At 64.9% G+C, this 19,216-nt stretch carries 17 protein-coding genes; 4 read left to right on the top strand and 13 right to left on the bottom strand.

Features of this window, described 5'->3' with window-relative positions; translation table 11 throughout:
- Positions 1-189: 189 nt before the first annotated feature.
- Positions 190-1,059, bottom strand: a complete 870-nt coding sequence (locus NJG22_RS16855; protein WP_253096097.1) for a LysR family transcriptional regulator — start codon at positions 1,057-1,059, stop codon at positions 190-192.
- Positions 1,060-1,099: 40 nt separating this feature from the next.
- Positions 1,100-3,346, bottom strand: coding sequence for a heavy metal translocating P-type ATPase (locus NJG22_RS16850; protein ID WP_253096094.1), 2,247 nt, complete (start codon positions 3,344-3,346; stop codon positions 1,100-1,102).
- Positions 3,347-3,534: 188 nt separating this feature from the next.
- Here NJG22_RS16850 and cadR point away from each other — a divergent pair, with 188 nt between their 5' ends.
- Complete coding sequence (cadR, locus tag NJG22_RS16845) at positions 3,535-3,978, top strand: cadmium resistance transcriptional regulator CadR (protein ID WP_253096091.1); 444 nt, start codon at positions 3,535-3,537, stop codon at positions 3,976-3,978.
- A gap of 140 nt (positions 3,979-4,118) precedes the next feature.
- On the opposite strand, the gene NJG22_RS16840 is transcribed toward cadR, so the two are convergent.
- The 3 genes from NJG22_RS16840 to NJG22_RS16830 are packed head-to-tail and all read right to left on the bottom strand — an operon-like array spanning position 4,119 to position 6,747.
- A complete protein-coding gene (locus tag NJG22_RS16840; protein ID WP_253096089.1) occupies positions 4,119-5,090 on the bottom strand; it encodes a thymidylate synthase in 972 nt (323 codons plus the stop codon).
- Between the two features lie 48 nt (positions 5,091-5,138).
- Positions 5,139-5,948 (bottom strand): prolipoprotein diacylglyceryl transferase, encoded by an 810-nt coding sequence (gene lgt, locus NJG22_RS16835; protein WP_253096087.1) that lies wholly within the window; start codon positions 5,946-5,948, stop codon positions 5,139-5,141.
- Positions 5,949-5,964: 16 nt separating this feature from the next.
- Positions 5,965-6,747, bottom strand: a complete 783-nt coding sequence (locus NJG22_RS16830) for a sulfite exporter TauE/SafE family protein (protein ID WP_253096085.1) — start codon at positions 6,745-6,747, stop codon at positions 5,965-5,967.
- Positions 6,748-6,878: 131 nt separating this feature from the next.
- On the opposite strand from NJG22_RS16830, the gene NJG22_RS16825 reads away from it, so the two are divergent.
- Positions 6,879-7,625 carry an NRDE family protein gene (locus NJG22_RS16825; protein WP_253096084.1) on the top strand — a complete coding sequence of 249 codons (747 nt, stop codon included), beginning with the start codon at positions 6,879-6,881 and terminating at the stop codon, positions 7,623-7,625.
- Between the two features lie 100 nt (positions 7,626-7,725).
- Here NJG22_RS16825 and ptsP read toward each other — a convergent pair whose 3' ends face one another.
- The 4 genes from ptsP to ilvA all read right to left on the bottom strand — a co-directional run bounded on the left by ptsP (position 7,726) and on the right by ilvA (position 12,711).
- A complete protein-coding gene (gene ptsP, locus NJG22_RS16820; protein ID WP_253096082.1) occupies positions 7,726-9,999 on the bottom strand; it encodes a phosphoenolpyruvate--protein phosphotransferase in 2,274 nt (757 codons plus the stop codon).
- 22 nt (positions 10,000-10,021) lie between these two features.
- The gene (locus tag NJG22_RS16815) at positions 10,022-10,501 is read right to left on the bottom strand and encodes an RNA pyrophosphohydrolase (RefSeq protein ID WP_029614755.1); all 480 of its coding nucleotides are present in this window, start codon (positions 10,499-10,501) and stop codon (positions 10,022-10,024) included.
- A gap of 184 nt (positions 10,502-10,685) precedes the next feature.
- Complete coding sequence (locus tag NJG22_RS16810; RefSeq protein WP_253096080.1) at positions 10,686-11,111, bottom strand: DUF2269 domain-containing protein; 426 nt, start codon at positions 11,109-11,111, stop codon at positions 10,686-10,688.
- 85 nt (positions 11,112-11,196) lie between these two features.
- Positions 11,197-12,711 (bottom strand): threonine ammonia-lyase, biosynthetic, encoded by a 1,515-nt coding sequence (gene ilvA, locus NJG22_RS16805; RefSeq protein ID WP_253096077.1) that lies wholly within the window; start codon positions 12,709-12,711, stop codon positions 11,197-11,199.
- A gap of 133 nt (positions 12,712-12,844) precedes the next feature.
- On the opposite strand from ilvA, the gene rpiA reads away from it, so the two are divergent.
- Positions 12,845-13,519, top strand: a complete 675-nt coding sequence (gene rpiA / locus NJG22_RS16800) for a ribose-5-phosphate isomerase RpiA (RefSeq protein WP_253096075.1) — start codon at positions 12,845-12,847, stop codon at positions 13,517-13,519.
- Positions 13,520-13,579: 60 nt separating this feature from the next.
- On the opposite strand, the gene NJG22_RS16795 is transcribed toward rpiA, so the two are convergent.
- From NJG22_RS16795 to NJG22_RS16780, 4 genes are all read right to left on the bottom strand, one after another.
- Complete coding sequence (locus tag NJG22_RS16795) at positions 13,580-14,479, bottom strand: SdiA-regulated domain-containing protein (RefSeq protein WP_253096073.1); 900 nt, start codon at positions 14,477-14,479, stop codon at positions 13,580-13,582.
- Positions 14,480-14,569: 90 nt separating this feature from the next.
- Entirely contained in the window at positions 14,570-15,490 is a 921-nt protein-coding gene (locus NJG22_RS16790; protein WP_253096070.1) for an SdiA-regulated domain-containing protein, read from the bottom strand.
- 186 nt (positions 15,491-15,676) lie between these two features.
- The gene (locus NJG22_RS16785) at positions 15,677-16,342 is read right to left on the bottom strand and encodes a fumarylacetoacetate hydrolase family protein (RefSeq protein ID WP_253096068.1); all 666 of its coding nucleotides are present in this window, start codon (positions 16,340-16,342) and stop codon (positions 15,677-15,679) included.
- Positions 16,343-16,367: 25 nt separating this feature from the next.
- A complete protein-coding gene (locus NJG22_RS16780) occupies positions 16,368-17,765 on the bottom strand; it encodes an FAD-binding oxidoreductase (protein WP_253096066.1) in 1,398 nt (465 codons plus the stop codon).
- A gap of 170 nt (positions 17,766-17,935) precedes the next feature.
- On the opposite strand from NJG22_RS16780, the gene serA reads away from it, so the two are divergent.
- A complete protein-coding gene (serA, locus tag NJG22_RS16775; RefSeq protein ID WP_253096064.1) occupies positions 17,936-19,165 on the top strand; it encodes a phosphoglycerate dehydrogenase in 1,230 nt (409 codons plus the stop codon).
- Positions 19,166-19,216 lie beyond the last annotated feature (51 nt).

Here is a 19,216-nt window from a genome sequence, read left to right as displayed (position 1 = left end):
ACAGCGCGGTCCTCCCGGGAGCAAGGCCGGAGTGAGGCCTCCTGAAGTCGCAATTTGTGTTGCCTGGACTATCGCGCGCTTAGAAGCAAAATCAAAAACAGAGCAAGAGCAAGAGCAAGAGCAAGAGCAAGAGCAAGAGCAAGGAAGTTGCGTTGTTACTTGTGGCTTTCGGTCAAGAGAAGAGTACTTTCAGAACTGCGATCCAACAACTTCCTGCGCCACCCCAAGAAACGCCGCCGGCAACCGCGCCTGACGCCGCTCTTTCAGGCAATACAGATACTCATGCATCACCGGCGCATTTTCCAACGCCAACACCCGTAGCTCCGGGTTATGCGGCACTTCATGCCGGGCAATGACACTGACCCCGATATTGCGCAAAACCGCCTCGCGAATCGACTCCCGGCTGCCAATCTCCAGCAACGCCCCAGCCTTGACCCCCGCCTTCTGCAGCATCTGCTCAGTCAGCTTGCGCGTGGTCGAACCCGCCTCGCGCATCAGCAGGCAATGCCCCGCCAGCGCATCGATCGACACCGCCTGACGCTGGGCCAACGGGTGGTTGCGATGCACCGCCAGCACCAACGGATCAGTCCCCAACACCCGCCGCACCAACCGCGCATCCTCAAGCAGCTGCGAAGAGGCGGCGATGTCCACCCGGTAGTCCTCCAGCATCTGCAGCACCTGCTGCGAATTGCCAATCTCCACCGCCACCTCCACCTGGGGCAGACGCTCGCGGAAGATCTTCACCAGGTCGAGGATGTAGTACGGCGCGGTGGCAGCGATGCGCAAGCTGCCCTGGGCCTGGCCGCTGTTACGCAGCTCGAACTCGATGTCCGCCTCCTGCTGCAACAGCCCCTGGACCAGCGGCAGCAAGCGCACACCCTCCTCGCTCAGTACCAGACGCCGACCACCCCGATAGAACAGCTCGACGTTGTACTGGCTTTCAAGGTTGCGAATCTGCGTGGTCACCGTCGGCTGGCTGAGCCCAAGCTTCTTCGCCGCCAAGGTGACGCTGCCCAGGCGGGCCACCATGTAGAAGGCTTTGAGCTCGGCACTGAGCATTGTGAATAACCTCGCATTGAACAGATCCGCGCCTACCCTGCTACTTGCGCAGCAGGCGCAGGCCGTTGAACACCACCAGCAAGCTCACCCCCATGTCGGCGAACACCGCCATCCACATGGTGGCCATGCCCGCGAAGGTGATCGCCAGGAAAATCGCCTTGATCCCCAGGGCCAGCACGATGTTCTGGGTAAGGATCGCCCCGCATTGGCGCGACAGCCTGACGAACGCCGGGATTTTGCGCAAGTCATCGTCCATCAACGCCACGTCGGCGGTCTCGATGGCCGTGTCGGTACCCGCGGCGGCCATGGCGAAGCCGATTTCGGCGCGGGCCAGGGCCGGCGCGTCATTGATGCCGTCACCGACCATGCCGACACGGTGCTGCTGGGCGTACAGGGCTTCGATGCTGGCCAGCTTGTCCGCCGGCAGCAGGTTGCCCTCGGCGCGGTCGATCCCCACCTGGGCGGCGATCGCCTGGGCGGTGTGCGGATTGTCGCCGGTCAGCATGACCGTCTTGATACCCAACTCATGCAACTCGGCTATCGCCTCGCGGCTGCTGTCCTTGACCGTGTCGGCCACGGCGAACAGCGCCAGCGGGCCACTGCGGTCGAGCAGCAGCACCACGGTCTTGCCCTGGCGCTCCAGCACGTCCAACTGCGCCTCCAACTGCGGCGAACACAAACCCAGCTCCTCGACCAGGCGATGGTTGCCCAGGTGGTAGGTCTGACCGTCGATATCACCGCGCACACCACGCCCGGCCAGCGCCGCGAATTCGCTGACTTCGCTCAGGACCAGCCCCTGGTCCTTGGCGAACAAGGCGATGGCACCGGACACCGGGTGGTCGGAGCGGGCCGCCAGGCTGGCGGCCAGGGCCTGGGCGCGGTCTTCGAACAGCCTGTCGAGCACCTGGCTGTCGGTCTGCACCGGCTTGCCGTGGGTGATGGTGCCGGTCTTGTCCAGGGCCAGGTAGTCCAGCTTGCGACCGCCTTCCAGGTACACCCCGCCCTTGATCAGGATGCCCTTGCGCGCCGCCGCGGCCAGGCCGCTGACGATGGTCACCGGGGTGGAGATCACCAGCGCGCACGGGCAGGCCACCACCAGCAGCACCAGGGCCCGGTAGATCCAGTCGAACCAGGCACCGGCCATGAACAGCGGCGGGACCGCCGCCATGGCCAGGGCCACGGCGAACACTACCGGGGTGTAGATGCGCGAAAACTGGTCGACGAAGCGCTGGGTCGGCGCACGGGCGCCCTGGGCTTCCTCGACCGCCTTGATGATGCGCGCCAGGGTCGACTGGCCAGCGCCCGCGGTGACACGGTATTCCAGCGAACCCGCCTGGTTGATGGTGCCGGCGAACAGCTTGTCGCCCACGGCCTTCTCCACCGGCAGGCTTTCACCGGTGATCGGCGCCTGGTCGACGCTGGACTGGCCGCTGACCACCTCGCCATCCAGGCCGATACGCTCGCCTGGGCGCACCCGCACCAGGGCACCGATGGCCACCTCGCGCACATCGACTTCGCGCCACTGGCCATCGGCCTGCTGCACGGTGGCCATGTCCGGCGCCAGTTGCATCAGCCCGCCAATGACATTGCGCGCGCGGTCCAGCGAGCGCGCCTCGATCAGCTCGGCGACGGTGAACAGCACCATCACCATCGCCGCTTCCGGCCACTGGCCGATCAGCACGGCGCCGGTCACGGCGATACTCATCAGCGCGTTGATATTGAGGTTGCGGTTTTTCAGGGCTATCCAGCCCTTCTTGTAGGTGCCCAGGCCACAGCCGAGGATCGCGGCCAAGGCCAGCGCGGCCACCAGCCACTCCGGGGCCTTGCCGGAGAAGTGCGCAAGCTCTGCGGCGATGGCGGCAACCCCCGACAAGGCCAGCGGCCACCAGCGGGTCTTGGCGGCCGGAGGCGCAACGGCGCTGCCATCGTCCTCGGCGGCCAGCGGCTCGGCCTTCATGCCCAGGCTGTCGATGGCCCGCTCGATCTCGGTGGTATCGCCCAGGGTGTGGCGCACACCGAGTACCCGGTTGATCAGGTTGAACTCCAGTTGCTCGATGCCGGCCAGTTTGCCCAGCTTGTCCTGGATCAGGGTCTGCTCGGTGGGGCAATCCATGGCCTCGATGCGAAAGCGACTGAGGCGCGCCTGGTCGCTGGCCTTCTCGGTCAGTTGCACCTTGGCCGGCGCGGCGTGAGAGCCGCAGCAACTGTGCGCATGGGGTGCGTGGTCATGGCCCTGTTCACCATGGTCGTGGTCATGCTTGTGTTCGGGGCTGACAGGCTGGTTCATGGCATCGTCCTTAAAGGGTGCTTGCTTCCTGTAGGAGCCAGCCTAGCTGGCGAAAGCGTCCGCCCAGGCAAAGGTGCCGTTCCTGCTGACGCCTTCGCCGGCAAGCCGGCTCCTACGGGGAGGGTTGTTGCCAAGTGAACACCCTGTAGCCACTATAGGGTCAAGCCCCTTGCTGGAGATTTGCCATCATGAAGATCGGAGAGCTGGCCAAAGCCACCGACTGCGCGGTCGAGACCATTCGCTATTACGAGCGTGAACAGCTGCTGCCAGAGCCTGCGCGCAGCGACGGCAACTACCGGGTGTATACCCAGGCGCATGTCGAGCGGCTGACCTTCATCCGCAACTGCCGCACCCTGGACATGACCCTGGACGAAATTCGCAGCCTGCTGAACCTGCGCGACAGCCCGGACGGCTCGTGCGGCAGCGTCAATGCGCTGATCGACGCACATATCGAGCATGTGCAGGCAAGGATCGATGGGTTGCTGGCGCTGCAGACGCAGCTGGTGGAGTTGAGGCGCCAGTGCAATGCCCAGGGGGCGGAGTGCGCGATTCTGCAGCAGTTGGAGACCACTGGGGCAGTGTCGGTGCCGGAGACCGAGCACTCCCATGTAGGTAGAAGCCACGGGCATTGAATACGGGGGGGCGCTGCGCACCCCTTTCGCGACACAATGCCGCTCCCACAGGTACGGCGCAGTTTCAGGTTCTGCGCCATACCTGTGGGAGCGGCCTTGTGTCGCGATGGGCTGCAAGGCAGCCCCGGCGATCTGAAAAACTACACCGCCATCGGCGCCGTCATCGGCGCATGGTGCTCGTAGCCTTCCAGCCAGAAGTCGCTCGGCTCGATCTTCTCCAGCCACTGCGGCTCGTACTTGCCGGTGTCGGCAAACGCCGGCACGCGGTCGCTGATCACCAGTTTCGGTGCCGCCAGCGGTTCGCGCTTCATCTGCTCGCCCAGCATCTCCAGGTGGTTCTCGTACACATGGGCATCGCCGATGAAGTAGGTGAACCAGCGCGGGGTGTAGCCGGTCAGGCGACCGAACAGCGACAGCAGCGCCGCGCCTTCGGTGAGGTTGAACGGCGTGCCCAGGCCCAGGTCGTTGGAGCGGATGTAGAGGGTCAGGGAGATTTCCCTGGTCTCGACATTCGGGTGGAACTGGTACAGCAGGTGGCACGGCGGCAGGGCCATCTCGTCGAGCTGGGCGCAATTCCAGCCGTGGAACAGGATGCGCCGGCTGCCCGGGTCGTTGACGATGGTGTCCAGGCACTGGCGCACCTGGTCGATGGCCTTGTACAGGATGACGAACGCCTGGCCGTCCTCCTCGTCCCTGGCGATCTGGCGGAAGCCCGCCTGTTCGGCCATCGCGATGGCCGCCGGGTTGCTCAGCGGGATGCGCTTGTAGCCCGGCCACTGGCGCCACTGCACGCCATAGATCTCGCCGAGGTCGTCATGGCCCTGGCGGAACGGGTTGGCCAGCCACTGGGCGTTCTCGTTGGCATTCTGGTCCCAGACCTTGCAGCCCAGGTCGCGGAACTCGCCAGCGTTCTTCACGCTGCGCAAAAAGCCCACCATCTCGCCGATCGCCGACTTGAACGCCAGCTTGCGCGTGGTGATGGCCGGGAAGCCTTTTTGCAGGTCGAAGCGCAGCATGGCGCCCGGCAGGCTGATGGTGCGCACGCCGGTGCGGTTCTGCTGCAGCGTGCCGTTGTCGATGACGTCACGCACCAGGTCTAGATACTGTTTCATGGCTTACCTGTAGCAAGAACGGCAGGGGGATCGCCCCTGCCGGAAAAATCAAACGGTGGCCTTGGCCGTCGGTTTGCGGTTGTAGGCCCACCAGATCAGGAACAGGCCGCCGACGATCATCGGCACGCAGAGCAACTGACCCATGGTCAGCCAGCCGAAGGCGATATAGCCCAGCTGCGCGTCGGGCACCCGCACGAATTCCACGATGAAGCGGAAAATGCCATAGAACAGCGCGAACATGCCGGAAACTGCCATGGTCGGGCGCGGTTTGCGCGAGTACAGCCAAAGGATGGCGAATAATGCCACACCTTCGAGGGCGAACTGGTACAGCTGCGACGGGTGACGTGGCAGCTGGGCCGGATCGCTGAACGGCGGGAACACCATGGCCCATGGCACATCGGTAGCCTTGCCCCACAGCTCGGCGTTGATGAAGTTGCCAATGCGCCCGGCGCCCAGGCCGATCGGCACCAGCGGGGCGACGAAGTCCATCAGCTCGAAGAACGACTTGTTGTTGCGCTTGCCGAACCACAGCGCCGCCAGCATCACGCCGATAAAGCCGCCGTGGAACGACATGCCACCCTTCCACACCTCGAAGATCAGCGTCGGGTTGGCCAGGTACTGGTGCAGGTCGTAGAACAGCACGTAGCCCAGGCGGCCGCCGACGATCACCCCCATCGACAACCAGAACACCAGGTCGGAGAGTTTCTCGCGGTTCCAGCTCGGGTCGAAGCGGTTCAACCGGCGCGAGGCCAGCAGCCAGGCGCCGCCGATGCCGATCAGGTACATCAGGCCGTACCAGTGGATTTTCAGCGGCCCGAGGGCCACGGCCACGGGGTCGATCTGCGGGTAAGGCAGCATGGTTATTCCTCTTGGTTCAAATCAGGAAGCTCAGGCCGACGCAGAACAGCAACGCGGCGAACAGGCGCTTGAGCAGGCGCGGCGACAACTTGTGCGCCAGGCGCGCACCGAAGCGGGCGAAGAACATGCTGGTCACGGCGATGCCGAGCAGCGCCGGCAGGTATACGTAACCGAGGCTGTGCGCCGGCAGGTGGGTTTCGTGCCAGCCCAGCCACATGAAGCTCAGGGCACTGGCCAGGGCGATCGGCAGGCCGCAGGCCGACGAAGTCGCCACCGCCTGCTGCATGGGCAGGCTGCGCCAGGTCAGGAACGGCACGGTCAAGGAGCCGCCACCGATGCCGAAGATCGCCGAGGCCCAGCCGATCACCCCGCCGGCGGCGGTCAGGCCCGGCTTGCCGGGGATGCCGCGGCTGGCCTTGGGCTTGAAGTCCAGGGCCATCTGCACGGCGATCACCAGGGCGAACACGCCGATGATCTTCTGCAGCATCGGGCCCTGGATCAACGAGGCGGTCTTGGCCCCGACCAGCGCGCCGAGCAGGATGCCCAGGGTCATCCAGGCGAAGATCGGCCACTGCACCGCGCCCTTGCGCTGGTGCTCGAGCACGGCGTTGATCGAGGTAAAGACGATGGTCGCCAGCGAGGTGCCGACGGCCAGGTGGGTCAGCACCGCTGGGTCGAAGCCCTGCAGGGTGAAACTGAACACCAGCACCGGCACGATGATGATGCCGCCGCCCACGCCGAACAGCCCGGCCAGCACTCCGGCGCAGGCGCCCAACAGCAGATACAGTACGAATTCCATTCGCCGCCCCTGTGGAAAACAATCCGGCATGGTAACGGAAGCCAAGCCCGGCGCTCTAGTGAACTCTGTGTCAGATGATGGATAGCGGCCGGCAGCGCGGGTAGAGTGGCCGAAAACACAGGGGACAACCTATGTGCCTGATCGTATTCGCCTGGCGGCCGGGACACGCCTTGCCGCTGATCGTCGCGGCCAACCGCGACGAGTTCTATGCCCGGCCGACCCAGGCCCTGGCCGCCTGGGAGGATGCCCCGGGGGTGCATGCCGGGCGCGACCTGGAAGCCGGCGGCACCTGGCTGGGCATCGGCCCGGCGGGGCGCTTCGCGGCGCTGACCAACATCCGCGACCCAGGCCAGCCGGTGGGGCCGCGCTCACGGGGCGAGTTGGTGGCGGCGTACCTGCAAGGCGAGCTGGGGGTCGAGGCCTACCTGGACCAAGTGGCCAGCCGCAGCGGGCACTACGCGGGGTTCAACCTGCTGGTGGGAGACAGCGCGCGGCTGGGTTACCTGCATGGTCGAGAGCCGGCGCCACGCTTGTTGGACGCCGGGGTCTACGGACTGTCGAATGCCGGGCTGGATACGCCTTGGCCGAAGCTGGTGAAGGCGCGCAGTGGATTGAATGGGCTGCTGGAGACAGCGGACCCACAGCGGTTGCTGGCGTTACTGGCCGATAGCGAGCCTGCGCCGGAGGGAGAACTGCCGGAGACGGGCGTAGGGCTGGCGACCGAGAAGCTGCTGTCGAGTGTGTTCATTGCCAGCCAAAATTATGGAACGCGGGCAAGCACGGTGCTGATCGTGGATGCCCAGGGGCGACGGCGAATGGTCGAGCGCAGTTTCGGGCCCTTTGGTGGACACTTGGGCGAAGTGGAGCTTTTGGCTTGAATGCCATGGGGCTGCCATACAGCCCATCGCGACACAAGGTCGCTCCTACAGGGGCACGCGATGCCTGTAGGCGAAAGGCCCGCAGAGCGGGCCCAGGCTCTCAAAGGGTCTTGTTCGGCCCGATCATCCGCGCCAGGCCAAGGTTCTTCAGCGCCAACTGCAACGAGCTGTGGATAACTTGCGGGTTGTCGTGGCTCATGGCGTCGGCCAGCAACTCGCGCGCCTTGCCCAGGTTGACCTGGCGCAGCATCCACTTAACCTTCGGCAGGTTGGTGGCGTTCATCGACAGGCTGTCGAAGCCCATGGCCATCAACAGGATCGCCGCCGCCGGGTCCCCGGCCATCTCGCCGCAGATGCTCACCGGCTTGCCCTCCTCGTGGGCGACGCTGACCACCGTCTGCAACGCTTGCAGCACCGCCGGGTGCAGGTAGTCGTACAGGTCGGCGACCCGTGGATTGTTGCGGTCCACCGCCAGCAGGTACTGGGTCAGGTCGTTGGAGCCGACCGACAGGAAGTCCACCTGGCGCGCCAGCTCGCGGGTCTGGTAGACCGCGGCCGGAATCTCCACCATCACCCCCACCGGCGGCATCGGCACATCGGTGCCTTCGTCACGCACCTCGCCCCAGGCGCGGTGGATCAGGTGCTGGGCTTCTTCCAGCTCGTGGATGCCGGAAATCATCGGCAGCAGGATGCGCAGGTTGTTCAGGCCCTCGCTGGCCTTGAGCATGGCGCGGGTCTGCACCAGGAAGATTTCCGGGTGGTCGAGGGTCACGCGAATGCCGCGCCAGCCAAGGAACGGGTTCTCTTCCTTGATCGGGAAGTACGACAGCGACTTGTCGCCGCCGATGTCGAGGCTGCGCATGGTCACCGGCAGTGGGTGGAAGGCCTGCAACTGCTCGCGGTAGATCGCCAGCTGTTCCTTCTCGCTGGGGAAGCGCTGGTTGATCATGAACGGCACTTCGGTGCGATACAGGCCAACGCCCTCGGCGCCACGCTGCTGGGCGCGGGCGACATCGGCGAGCAGGCCGGTGTTGACCCACAGCGGCATGCGGTGGCCGTCGGGGGTGATGCACGGCAGCTCGCGCAGGGCGTCGAGGCCCCGGGCCAGTTGGCGCTCCTCCTCGACCACGTCGCTGTACTGCTTGCGCAGCACTTCGCCGGGGTTGGTGAACACCTCGCCCTTGTAGCCATCGACGATCAGCTCGATGCCATCGACCTTCGAATACGGCAGGTCGACCAGGCCCATGACGGTGGGAATGCCCATGGCCCGGGCGAGGATCGCCACATGGGAGTTACCCGAGCCGAGCACCGACACCAGGCCCACCAGCTTGCCTTCCGGCACCTCGCCAAGCATGGCCGGGGTCAGCTCCTCGCTGACCAGGATGGTGTTGTCCTGGTACACCAGCGACTGCGAGCGGGCTTCCTGCAGGTAGGCGAGCAGGCGCCGGCCGAGGTCTTTGACGTCGGAAGCACGCTCGCGCAGGTAGTCGTCGTCCATCAGTTCGAAGCGGTTGACGTGCTCGCCGACCACCTGGCGCAGCGCGCCCTGGGCCCACTGGCCGGTCTTGATGACCTCGATCACTTCGCCACCGAGGGCGGCGTCCTCGAGCATCATCAGGTACACATCGAACAGCGCGCGCTCCTCGGGGCGCAGCTGGGTGGCCAGCTTGGCCGACAGCTTGCGCATGTCCTCGCGCACGCCTTCGAGGGCGTTGTTGAACAGCTTCAGTTCGTTGTCGATGTCCTCGACGGTCTTGTCCGGCACCACTTCCAGGTCGGCGGGGGGCAGCATCACCACGGCACGGCCGACCGCCGCGCCGGGCGAACCCGGCACGCCGACGAAGCGCGCCTCCTGAATGCCCTTGCCCTGGCGCCCCAGGCCACGGATCGAGCCGGTGGCCTCGGCGTGGGCGATCACCCCGGCGAGCTGGGCGCTCATGGTGACCAGGAAGGCTTCCTCGCCCTCGTCGAACTGGCGGCGCTCCTTCTGCTGGATGACCAGCACCCCGACCACCCGGCGGTGGTGGATGATCGGCGCACCGAGGAAGGAGGCGAATTTCTCTTCGCCGGTCTCGGCGAAGTAGCGGTAGCGGGGGTGGTCGGCGGCGTTCTCCAGGTTGAGCGGCTCCTCGCGGGTGCCGACCAGGCCGACCAGGCCCTCGTTGGGGGCCATGCTGACCTTGCCGATGGAGCGCTTGTTCAGGCCCTCGGTGGCCATCAGCACGAAGCGGTTGCTGTCCGGGTCGAGCAGGTACACCGAGCAGACCTGGCTGCCCATGGCTTCCTTGACGCGCAAGACAATGATCCCCAACGCCGTCTTGAGATCTTTGGCGGAGTTCACTTCCTGGACGATCTTGCGCAGCGTATTGAGCATGGCTCGGGGTCGGACTCCGTCGTCAGTCGCGCGTCAGCAGGCGCGGGGCTAGCTCTTTCAGGGCGCGTCGGTACACCTCGCGCTTGAATGTCACCACCTGGCCCAGCGGATACCAGTAGCTGACCCAGCGCCAGCCGTCGAATTCCGGTTTGCCGGTGAGGTCCATGCGCACCCGTTGCTCGTTGCTCACCAGGCGTAGCAGGAACCACTTTTGTTTCTGGCCGATGCACAGCGGCTGGCTGTGGGTACGCACCAGGCGCTGGGGTAAACGATAACGCAACCAGCCACGGGTGCAGGCAAGAATTTCCACATCCTCGCGCTCCAGGCCCACTTCTTCGTTCAACTCGCGGTACAGGGCGTCTTCCGGCGTTTCATCAGGGTTGATGCCACCCTGGGGAAACTGCCAGGCATCCTGGTTGATCCGCCGAGCCCATAGCACCTGCCCGGCATCATTCGTAAGAATGATCCCGACATTGGGGCGAAAACCATCCGGGTCGATCACGGCAGCAACCTCGCAAACGCATGTCGCCGCATTGTTCCACAAAGCCCGAGCGCGCAGCAACGCGCCGGCCACGCTTATCTGCGGCGCGCTGAAAACGCCGTGTTGCACGGCAAGAGCCAGCGTTGCTGGCGAATCGCCGTCGAGCGCGCCAGCAAGGCTGGCTCTTCCAGATGCAAGCAGGCCTTCAGACTGGCTTGGCGCCCATCAGGCCGGCGATGGACAGAAAGCACACACCACTGAACAGCGCCAGCGCCAAGGTGAATTTCAGGCCCACCGCCTCGGCCTTGCGCAGGCGGTTCAGGCGCACCAGCAACCACCACACGGCGAACGCGCCAACGCTGTAGATGACGCTGGAAGCCAGCACCCAGGTCTGCCCCAGGGGCCAACCCACCAGGTGCACCAGCCACCAGCCGGTGAACGGCATGCTCACCAGGCACAGGCCCATCAGTAGCCAGACGAACAGCAGCGGCCGGCGCAGCAGCTTGGCATAGGCCTCGCTATCACCCTTGCGGCGGGCCCGCCAGGTCCAGAGCGCCAGGCCCAGGGCGCCGAGCAACAGCACGGCGGTGGCAAGGATGTGCAGGGTCTTGAGGGTGGTCAGGTGTTCCATTTTGCGTTCGTCCTTCTTGCTGATGGCCGCATCGCGGGGCACGTCGCATCGGCGTGCCGCCGCTCCCACGGGGCCTGTGGCGTATTCAGCCCAAGAATAGCCGGTACGCCGGGTTCTCGGTTTCGTCCCAGTAGGGGTAGCCGATCTTGGCCAGTGCCGCCGGCACCAGGTGGCGTTCTTCCTCCGGCACTTGCAGGCCCGCGACCACGCGGCCATCGGCGGCGCCGTGGTTGCGGTAGTGGAACATCGAGATGTTCCAGCGCCCACCCAGCTTGTTGAGGAAGTTGAACAGCGCACCCGGGCGCTCGGGGAATTCGAAGCGCAGCACCATCTCGTCGCTGGCCCCGGCCGAGTGGCCGCCGACCATGTGGCGGATATGCAGCTTGGCCAGTTCGTTGTCGGTCAGGTCGGTCACCGGGAAGCCCTGCGCGCCCAGTTGCTGCACCAAGGCGGCACGCGGGTCGGTTTCCGGGTGGGTCTGCACGCCGACGAAGATGTGCGCCTCGTCGGAGGTGTGCTTGCGGTAGTTGAATTCGGTGATCTGGCGCTTGCCGATGGCCTCGCAGAAGGCCTTGAAGCTGCCCGGGCGCTCGGGGATGGTCACGGCGATGATCGCCTCGCGCTTCTCGCCCAGCTCGGCGCGCTCGGCCACGTGGCGCAGGCGGTCGAAATTGACGTTGGCGCCTGAGTCGATGGCCACCAGGGTCAGCCCGGCAACGCCCTTGAGCTCGACGTACTTCTTGATCCCGGCCACGCCCAGGGCGCCGGCAGGTTCGGTAATCGAGCGGGTATCGTCGTAGATATCCTTGATTGCCGCGCAGATCTCGTCGGTACTGACGGTGATCACCTCGTCCACGTGATGGCGGCAGATGTCGAAGGTGTGCTGGCCGATCTGCGCCACGGCCACGCCATCGGCGAACAGCCCGACCTGGGGCAGCACCACGCGCTCACCGGCGGCCATGGCGGCCTGCAGGCAGTTGGAGTCGTCCGGCTCGACACCGATCACCTTGATTTCCGGGCGCAGGTACTTCACGTAGGCGGCGATGCCGGCGATCAGGCCGCCGCCGCCGACCGGCACGAAGATCGCGTCCAGCTGGCCCGGGTGCTGGCGCAGGATTTCCATGGCCACCGTGCCCTGCCCGGCGATGGTGTGCGGGTCATCGTAGGGGTGGATGTAGACAAAACCTTTTTCCTCGACCAGCTTCAGCGAGTAGGCCAGCGCCTCGGGGAAGGAGTCGCCGTGCAGCACCACCTTGCCGCCACGCGAACGCACGCCTTCGACCTTGATTTCCGGGGTGGTCTTGGGCATCACGATGGTCGCCTTGATCCCCAGCTCTCGGGCCGCCAGGGCCACGCCCTGGGCGTGGTTGCCGGCCGAGGCGGTGACCACGCCGCGGGCCAGTTCCTCGGCACTGAGCTGCGCCAGCTTGTTGTAGGCCCCACGGATCTTGAACGAGAACACCGGCTGCAGGTCCTCGCGCTTGAGCAGCACCGTGTTGCCCAGGCGCTTGCTCAATTGCCCGGCGCTGTGCAGCGGGGTTTCGACGGCAACGTCGTAGACGCGCGAGGTGAGGATCTTCTTGACGTACTGTTCGAGCATCGGAAAGCTTCACTGGGCCGCGGGACAAGGGCTGGGAGTCTACCGCAGCGCTACGTCGGGCGACCACAGCAACGCCGCGCGAGCCGCTATACTAGGCAACTTTCGATATCCGCCCGCCCCTCCCGGAGCCCGCATGACCCAGGACCAACTCAAACAGGCCGTCGCCCAGGCCGCCGTCGACCTCATCCTGCCGAAACTGGACGACAAAAGCGTCGTCGGTGTCGGCACCGGCTCGACCGCCAACTTCTTCATCGACGCCCTGGCCCAGCACAAGGGCGCCTTCGACGGCGCCGTCGCCAGCTCCGAAGCCACCGCCCAGCGCCTGAAGGGCCACGGCATTGCGGTATACGAGCTGAACAGCGTCAGCGAGCTGGAGTTCTACGTCGACGGCGCCGACGAAAGCGACGCCCACCTCAACCTGATCAAGGGCGGCGGCGCAGCCCTGACCCGCGAGAAGATCGTCGCGGCAGTGGCCAAGACCTTCATCTGCATTGCCGACGCCAGCAAGCTGGTGCCGGTGCTCGGCGCCTTCCCGCTGCCGGTCGAAGTAATCCCGATGGCCCGCAGCCACGTCGCGCGCCAGCTGGTCAAGCTGGGCGGCGACCCGGTCTATCGCGAAGGCGTGGTCACCGACAACGGCAACGTCATCCTCGACGTGTTCAACCTGCAGATCACCGACCCGGTGGCGCTGGAAAGCCAGATCAACGCCATCGTCGGCGTGGTCACCAACGGCCTGTTCGCCGCGCGCCCAGCCGATGTGCTGCTGCTGGGTACCGCTGAAGGCGTGAAGACCCTCAAGGCCGAGTAAACAGGCCAGGCAAGCCCGCTCCCACAGGCAATGTGCGGGCGGGCTTGCGCCGCGATGGCATCACGGCTGTTTGAACACGTAGAACAGGTTCGGCTCACTGACCAGGTAGATGGTCCCCGCCTCGTCCATCGCAATCCCCTCCGCCTGCGGCACCGTCGCCTGCAAGCCCTGAAAGCCCTTGCGCAGCGACAGGGTGCTCAACGGCCGACCTTCGACATCCAGTTCCAACACCAGCCGCGACTCGTCCGACAGCGCCAGCAGGTGCCCGCTGCGCTCGTCGAACTGCAAGCTGGACAAGTCACGCACGAACAGCCGGCGGTCACGCTTGAGGTCCTGCACCACGTGCACGGCATAGGGTTTGTCGGGATTGTCGTGGGGGAAGCCGTGCACCTCGTAGATCATCATCGGGTCGCGCTCCTTGGCCACGAACAGGCGCTTGCCGGCCGAGTCGTAGGCCAGCCCCTCGAAACCCTTGTTACCGTTCAGGCCAATGCCCAGGGACAGTTGCTCGGCATCGTTGGCGTCGAGGAACAAGGTATCGTCGTCCAGGCGTACACGTATCAGCCGCTGCTCGCGCTCGTCGGTGATCACATAGCTGTTGGGGCCCACGTACTCCACCGCCTCGGGGTCGCCGAAGCCAGTCAGCGGTACCCGCCGCAGGATGCGCCCGTCCAGCGACAGTTCGATCAGTTCCGACTTGGCGTTGGTGACGGTGAACAGGCTCTTGCGGTCAGGGTCATAGGTCAGCGCCGAGATATCGTCGTCCAGCCCTGCGACGGGCTGCGCCTCGATCAGCACCTGGTAACGGTCCAGGCCCATGCTCTGCTCGGCCGGCTGCCACCAGGCCTTGAGGTTGAACCAGCCGCGCTCGAACAGCCGCAACTCGTGGCCGGCCACGCCCAGCACCAGCAGGGGGACGAACAGGATGAAGGCAAGCAACAGGCGAAAAGGACGGCGCATGGTGGCAGACTCGGCTTGAAGAGCACGTATCTAACCACCCGCAACTGAATCAAAGCTTAATGCCATCACCGACAATGGCTGAGGGTGCTGTCAGGGTTTTCTGAAGCGATAGAACAGGTTCGGTTCACTGACGATATACAGCGTGCCCTGCTCGTCCATGGCCACGCCCTCGGCCCGCGGGATGGTGTCCTTCAGGCCGTTGAAGCCGCCCAGCAAGGTCATGAAGCTGACCTGCTCGCCCTTCTCGTCCAGCTCCAGCAGCATGTTGGAATCGGCCGAAAGCACCAGCAAGTGGCCGGTGCGCGGGTCGACACCCAGGGCCGACAGGTTGCGCAGGTCCAGCTCGTCGTTGGGCAGTGGTTGCTTGTCACCCCGCAAGGGGCTGCGGCCATCGGTGCTCCAGGTGTACAGCTTCGGCGGACGCTCCTCGCCAATGATCAGGCGTTGACGCGGCGCGTCCCAGGCAATGGCCTCGTAGCCCTTGTTACCCTTGTCGGCATCACCCAGGTCATGGCTCGGGTAGTCGCCGCGGTCGAGCGAGGTAGTGCTGGCATCCACCTTGACCACCGTCAGGTCATGATGGCGCTCATCGACGATCGCGATCTGGCCATCCTCGAGCACCGCCACGCCTTCAGGGTTGGCCCAGCCGACCAGGGGGATCTTGCGCAGGACATCGCCTTCGAGGGTCAGCTCGACGAGGAACGGATGCTTGCCCATTACCGAGAACAGTGTGCGGGTTCGCGGGCTGTAGGCCAGATCGGACGCCTCGTCACGCTCCATGCCAGGTAATGGCTTGGCATCGATGTCTGCCACATAGTCTGGCAACCAGATGCTTTCCTGGCGCTCGGCCTGGCTCTCGAAGCCTTCTTTTATCCACAGCAGGCCACGGTCGTCCCAGTGCATGGCCATCACCACCCCGTAGCCGATCAGCGCCGCCACGGCCAGACCGAAGGGCCAGCGCAGGTAGAAGCGACGCTTGGAGGATGCGGGAGTGCTGGTGGGTGACGGCATGCAAGGGTCCTGGGGAAATGGGCGAAGTTTCGCGCATTATCCGGATCAGGTGTGAAAAAACGGTAAAAGCACAGGCAAAGCCTGTAGGCCAGCGTTGCTGGCGAACCAGGCGACACGGAGGATGGCACCGGCTATGCCGGTGTTCGCCGGCAAGCCGGCTCCTGCCAGGGCCTGGGCGAGGCCGGGTCAGAGCACCCGGCCTTCGAAGCGGCTGGCGCCGGGAAGCTCCAGCACCAGCTCATCCCCCACAGTGAACGGCCCCACACCCGCCGGAGTGCCGGTGAGGATCACATCGCCGGCCTGCAGCGAGAACTGCGCCGCCATGTACTGGATCATCGGCACGATGGGGTTGAGCATCAGCGCGCTGTTGCCGTCCTGGCGCACCTGACCATTGATGGTCAGGCGAATGCCGATGTCGGCCAGGTCCTCGAAGCTACCCGCCGAAACAAAAGGCGGCAGCACGCAGGCGCCGTCGAAACACTTGGCCAGCTCCCACGGCAGGCCCTTTTCCTTCAGCTTCGCCTGCACGTCGCGCAGGGTCAGGTCGAGCGCCGGGGCAAAACCGGAGATGGCGTCGAGCACCTCTTCCTCGGAAGGATGAGTGGAAAGCGGCTTGCCCAGCAGCACGGCGATCTCCGCTTCGTAGTGCACCGCACCGCGCTCGGCGGGGATCTTGAAGCCGCCTTCCAGGGGCACCACGCAACTGCCCGGCTTGATGAACAGCAGCGGTTCGCTGGGGATAGGGTTGTCCAGTTCCTTGGCATGCTCGGCGTAGTTGCGGCCGATGCACACCACCTTGCCCAGCGGGAAGTGAATGCGCGTGCCGTCTACGTACTGGTGCTGGTAACTCATGGCCGACTCCTGTGAACACTGCTTTTTATTCGGGAGCGAAGATCTTACCCGGATTCATGATGCCGTTCGGGTCGAACACTGCCTTGATCGCCTTCATGCAGGCGATTTCCTCCGGCGAGCGGCTGTAGCCCAGGTAGTCACGCTTGGTCATGCCCACCCCATGTTCGGCGGAGATCGAGCCGTTGTAGCGCTCGACGATCTCGAACACCCATTTGTTGACCTTGGCGCACGAGGCGAAAAAGTCATCCTTGCTCATGGCGTCGGGCTTGAGGATGTTCAAATGCAGGTTGCCGTCGCCGATATGGCCGTACCAGACCACTTCGTAGTAGGGGTAGTGCTCGCCGACGATGGCATCGATCTCGCGCAGGAACGCCGGCACCTTGGACACGGTGACGGAGATGTCGTTCTTGTACGGGGTCCAGTGGGAGATGGTCTCGGACAGGTATTCGCGCAGCTTCCACAAGTTCTTCAGTTGCGTCTCGCTCTGGCTCATCACCCCGTCCAGCACCCAGCCTTGCTCGACGCAGTGCTCGAAGGTGGCCAGCGCCTCGTTGGCCACCTCCTCGGTGCTGGCCTCGAACTCCAGCAGGGCATAGAACGGGCATTGGGTGGCGAACGGCGCCGGCACGTCGCCGCGGGCCATGATCTTGGCCAGGCCCTTGTCGGAGAAGAACTCGAAGGCAGTCAGGTCGAGCTTGCCCTGGAAGGCATGCAACACCGGCATGATCGCGTCGAAGTCGGGCGTGCCCAGTACCATGGCGGTGAGGTTGCGCGGCGCGCGGTCCAGGCGCATGGTCGCCTCGACCACGAAGCCCAGGGTGCCCTCGGCGCCGATGAACAGCTGGCGCAGGTCGTAGCCGGTGGCGTTCTTGATCAAATCCTTGTTCAGCTCGAGCAACTCGCCCCGGCCGGTGACCACCTTCAGCCCGGCCACCCAGTTGCGGGTCATGCCGTAGCGAATCACCTTGATCCCCCCGGCATTGGTGCCGATATTGCCGCCCACCTGGCTGGAGCCGCTGGAGGCGAAGTCCACCGGGTAGTACAGCCCCTGATCCTCGGCGAACTGCTGCAACTGGCGAGTGATCACCCCGGGCTGGCAGACCACGGTGCGGTCGAATGGGCTGAAGGCGAGAATCTGGTTCATGTAGTCGAAGGCCACCACCACTTCGCCGTGGGCGGCCACTGCAGCGCCCGATAGCCCGGTGCGCCCGCCGGAAGGCACCAGGGCGACCTTGTGGCGGTTGGCCCAATGGACGATGGCCTGGACCTGCTCGATGGATTTAGGGAAGACGATGGCGCTGGGCGCGGGCGGATAGTGCTTGGTCCAGTCCTTGCCGTAGGTGTCGAGCGAGGCGGGGTCGGTGAGGACCTTGCCAGGGTCGACCAGGGTCATCAGTTCATCAATTACCACGGACTGGGTCATCGCGGGAACTCTCGACTTATTCATAGTCACCCTGAGCACGCTTCACCTGTCGGGATAAGCTCAGATTGAGTCGCGTATGCTAGCATAGCCCTCCCGCTGTTCGTGCTAAGGCCGACGCCGCGCCGCTTCACCCCCCTCGCCATTTTTCTCCGGGATACAGGTTTACGCAGATGAGCAAGACTTCTCTCGACAAGAGCAAGATCAGGTTCCTTCTTCTTGAAGGCGTCCACCAGAATGCGGTGGATACCCTGAAGGCTGCCGGGTACACCAATATCGAGTACCTCACCGGTTCGCTGCCAGACGCCGAACTCAAGGAAAAGATCGCAGATGCCCACTTCATCGGCATCCGCTCGCGCACCCAGCTGACCGAAGAGGTCTTCGACTGTGCGAAGAAACTGGTCGCGGTCGGCTGCTTCTGCATCGGTACCAACCAGGTCGACCTGGGCGCTGCCCGCGAGCGCGGCATTGCCGTGTTCAACGCGCCGTACTCCAACACCCGCTCGGTGGCCGAGCTGGTGCTGGCCGAAGCGATCCTGCTGCTGCGCGGCATCCCTGAGAAAAACGCCTCCTGCCACCGTGGCGGCTGGATCAAGAGCGCGGCCAACTCGTTCGAGATCCGTGGCAAGAAACTGGGCATCGTCGGCTACGGCTCGATCGGCACCCAGCTGTCGGTCCTGGCCGAGAGCCTGGGCATGCAGGTGTACTTCTACGACCCGCTGACCAAGCTGCCGCTGGGCAACGCGACCCAGGTCCCCAGCCTGAACGAACTGCTGGGCCTGGCCGACATCGTCTCGCTGCACGTGCCCGAGCTGCCATCCACCCAGTGGATGATCGGCGAGAAGGAAATCCGCGCGATGAAGAAGGGCGCGATCCTGATCAACGCCGCCCGCGGCACCGTGGTCGAGCTCGACCACCTGGCCGCCGCGATCAAGGACAAGCACCTGATCGGTGCCGCCATCGACGTGTTCCCGGTCGAGCCGCGCTCCAACGACGAAGAGTTCGAAAGCCCGCTGCGTGGCCTGGACAATGTGATCCTGACCCCGCACATCGGCGGTTCCACCGCCGAGGCCCAGGCCAACATCGGCCTGGAAGTGGCCGAGAAGCTGGTCAAGTACAGCGACAACGGCACCTCGGTTTCGTCGGTCAACTTCCCCGAAGTGGCCCTGCCGGCGCACCCGGGCAAGCACCGTCTGCTGCACATCCACGCAAACATCCCCGGCGTGCTCAGCGAGATCAACCAGGTGTTCGCCGAGAACGGCATCAACATCTCCGGTCAGTTCCTGCAGACCGACGAGAAAGTGGGTTACGTGGTGATCGACGTCGACGCCGAGTACTCGGACCTGGCCCAGGAAAAACTGCAGCACGTGAAGGGCACCATCCGCTCGCGCGTTCTGTTCTGATTTTTCCTGCGACATGAACAAGGGAGGCCCTGGTGGCCTCCCTTTTTTGCG

Source organism: Pseudomonas sp. VA159-2 (genome assembly GCF_024126635.1).
In the GTDB taxonomy this organism is placed as follows: Bacteria; Pseudomonadota; Gammaproteobacteria; order Pseudomonadales; family Pseudomonadaceae; genus Aquipseudomonas; species Aquipseudomonas muyukensis.
Note: the sequence above shows the minus strand (reverse complement) of the source record. Positions and strands in the feature narration are given on the sequence as shown.